1 rRNA gene and 1 other annotated feature (1 of these 2 running past the window's edge) are annotated in these 2,865 nt (G+C 47.9%); the gene reads left to right on the forward strand.

Annotation, left to right across the window (positions count from 1 at the left end):
* Positions 1 to 2,678 (forward strand): 23S ribosomal RNA (locus tag ACFOWM_RS13870) (it extends 203 nt beyond the left edge of the window).
* Positions 2,679 to 2,771: 93 nt separating this feature from the next.
* Positions 2,772 to 2,855 (forward strand) — a sequence feature (5S ribosomal RNA rRNA prediction is too short).
* Positions 2,856 to 2,865: the final 10 nt, after the last annotated feature.

Raw genomic sequence — 2,865 nt, forward strand, 5'->3', positions numbered from 1 at the left:
GAAAATAATAATGATTCCCTGAGTAGTGGCGAGCGAAACGGGAAAAGCCCAAACCATGTTGGCGTGCTGACGTGGGGTTGTAGGGCCGCATTTAGAAACTATTATCAAGCTGAATCATCTGGAAAGTTGAGTCATAGAGGGTGATAACCCCGTAAGCGGAAATTAATAGGGACGAGCGGTACCCTGAGTAAGGCGGGACCGGAGAAATCCTGCCTGAATCTGCCGGCACCATCCGGTAAGGCTAAATACTCCTCAGACACCGATAGTGAACCAGTACCGTAAGGGAAAGGTGAAAAGTACCCTAAATAAGGGAGTGAAATAGTACCTGAAACCGTGCGCCTACAAGCGGTCGGAGTCCGCCTCGGCGGATGACGGCGTGCCTTTTGCATAATGAGCCTACGAGTTACTCCTCACTGGCGAGGTTAAGTTCTTAAGTAACGGAGCCGCAGCGAAAGCAAGTCCAAATAGGGCGACTAGTCAGTGGGGGTAGACGCGAAACTTTGTGATCTATCCATGGGCAGGTTGAAGGTGTGGTAACACACACTGGAGGACCGAACCCATGAGCGTTGAAAAGCTCTGGGATGACCTGTGGATAGGGGTGAAAGGCCAATCAAACTGAGAGATAGCTCGTTCTCCCCGAAATGTTTTTAGGAACAGCCTCGGATTATAGACGTTTAGTACAGGTAGAGCTACTGATTGGACTAGGGGGCTTCACCGCCTACCAAATCCTGACAAACTCCGAATGGTACTAAATATCTCCGGGAGTGAGGCTGTGGGCGATAAGGTCCATGGCCGAGAGGGAAATAACCCAGATTAGCAACTAAGGTCCCTAATACATGGTTAAGTTGATCAAACGAGGTGGAGTTTCTATAACAGCCAGGATGTTGGCTTGGAAGCAGCCACTCATTTAAAGAGTGCGTAACAGCTCACTGGTCGAGAGACTCTGCACGGAAAATAATCGGGCATCAAACCATGAACCGAAGTTCTAAGATTGCTACTAGGTAGTATATCGGTAGGGGAGCATTGAAATCAGCTGTGAAGGTGTGTGGCGATGCATGCTGGAGCGATTTCAAAAGAAAATGTAGGCATAAGTAACGATAATTAAGGTGAAAAACCTTAACGCCGTAAACCCAAGGTTTCCTGATCAATGTTAATCAGATCAGGGTTAGTCGGGTCCTTAGGCGAACCCGAAAGGGGTAGCTGATGGCAAGTTGGTTAATATTCCAACACCTGCTTTAAATTCGATGGGGTGACGTGTTAGTGAAAGATCCGCCCGGTGACGGAATACCGGGTTAAAGGGTGTAGATATATTTTTGGTAGGCAAATCCGCCGAGAATGTCGAACCTGATAGTACTGCAAAGCTTCGGCAGCGTAGATAGTGATCCTAATCAGAGCACCGAGAAAAACCTCTAAGTTATGTTTAAAGCAGCCCGTACCGCAAACCGACACAGGTGGGTGGGATGAGTATTCTAAGGCGCTCGGGTGAGCCGTGGAGAAGGAACTAGGCAAATTGACGCTGTAACTTCGGGATAAAGCGTACCGATTTCGGTCGGTCTCAGTAAAATGGTACAACCAACTGTTTAGCAAAAACACAGGGCCCTGCAAAATCGTAAGATGACGTATAGAGCCTGATACCTGCCCGGTGCTGGAAGGTTAAGGAAGGATGTTCGGAGTAATCCAAAGCTTCTGACTGAAGCCCCAGTAAACGGCGGCCGTAACTATAACGGTCCTAAGGTAGCGAAATTCCTTGTCGGGTAAGTTCCGACCTGCACGAATGGTCTAATGAGTTGTACACTGTCTCCTCCACGAGCCCGGTGAAATTGTAGTATCGGTGAAGATGCCGGTTACCCGTCACGGGACGGAAAGACCCCATGAACCTTCACTACAACTTTGCATTGATTTTGAATTTTTGATGTGTAGGATAGTTGGGAGACTGTGAAGTTGTGTCGCCAGGCATGATGGAGTCAACGTTGAAATACCAACCTTTAAACATTTAGAATCTAATCCCTAACGGGAAACAGTGCATGGTGGGTAGTTTGACTGGGGTGGTCGCCTCCTAAAGTGTAACGGAGGCTTGCAAAGGTTCCTTCAGTACGGTTGGTAATCGTACATAGAGCGTATTAGTATAAGGGAGCTTGACTGTGAGACTTACAAGTCGAGCAGGGACGAAAGTCGGCTAAAGTGATCCGGCGGTTCTGTATGGAAGGGCCGTCGCTCAAAGGATAAAAGGTACTCTGGGGATAACAGGCTGATCTCCCCCAAGAGCTCATATCGACGGGGAGGTTTGGCACCTCGATGTCGGTTCGTCACATCCTGGGGCTGGAGAAGGTCCCAAGGGTTCGGCTGTTCGCCGATTAAAGTGGCACGTGAACTGGGTTCAGAACGTCGCAAGACAGTTCGGTCCCTATCTGTGATGGGCGCAAGTAAATTGAGAGGACATGACTTTAGTACGAGAGGACCGAGTCGTATGTACCGCTGGTGTATCTGTTGTGCCGCCAGGTGCAATGCAGAGTAGCTACGTACAGCATGGATAAACGCTGAAAGCATCTAAGCGTGAAACCAACCTTAAGATGAGTTTACTTTTAAGGGTCGTCAAAGACTATGACGTTGATAGGCTATAGGTATAAGGGTGGTAACATCGAAGCCGAGTAGTACTAATTGCCCGTAAGCTTTATTTTTTATTTTTTACTTCGGTAAGAGATAGTCTTATTATGAAAGTTGTAACTTATCCCAATATGTAATTTTATTGTTCGCTCAGCGAATTACCTTTTTATGGTGGTTTTGCCGAGGGTGTTCACCTCTTCCCATACCGAACAGAGAAGTTAAGCCCCTCATGGCCGATGGTACTGCACAACAATGTGGGAG

It is taken from the genome of Ferruginibacter yonginensis, assembly GCF_042651465.1.
GTDB lineage: Bacteria > Bacteroidota > Bacteroidia > Chitinophagales > Chitinophagaceae > Ferruginibacter > Ferruginibacter yonginensis.